The sequence below is a fragment of the Streptomyces durocortorensis genome, from assembly GCF_016901035.1.
In the GTDB taxonomy this organism is placed as follows: domain Bacteria; phylum Actinomycetota; class Actinomycetes; order Streptomycetales; family Streptomycetaceae; genus Streptomyces; species Streptomyces durocortorensis.
This window is the reverse complement of record NZ_JAFEUF010000025.1, coordinates 49,676-49,968: the sequence shown is the minus strand read 5'-3', so window position 1 is coordinate 49,968 and position 293 is coordinate 49,676.

Sequence of the window (293 nt, the reverse complement as noted above, 5' to 3'; positions counted from 1 at the left end):
TTCCCGAACCGGGGGCCCTGCCCCGGTGCCCCTTTGCCCTCACCCGCCGGGGGGGCTTGGGTGCGGGGCTCCGCCCCGGACCCCGCTCCTCAAACGCCGGAGGGGCTTAATGTGCCCGGCCTCGGCTTCTCGGGGGCGGGTGGGCACAACCAGCCCGTCCGGCGATTGAGGACCGGGGATGCGGAAGGGGGCCCCCCCCAACAAAACCCCCCCCCCCAAAACCAACAACCCGATAACCAAAACCCAAACACCGAGCGAACAAAAACCCCACCCCACCCCCAACCAACAAAAAA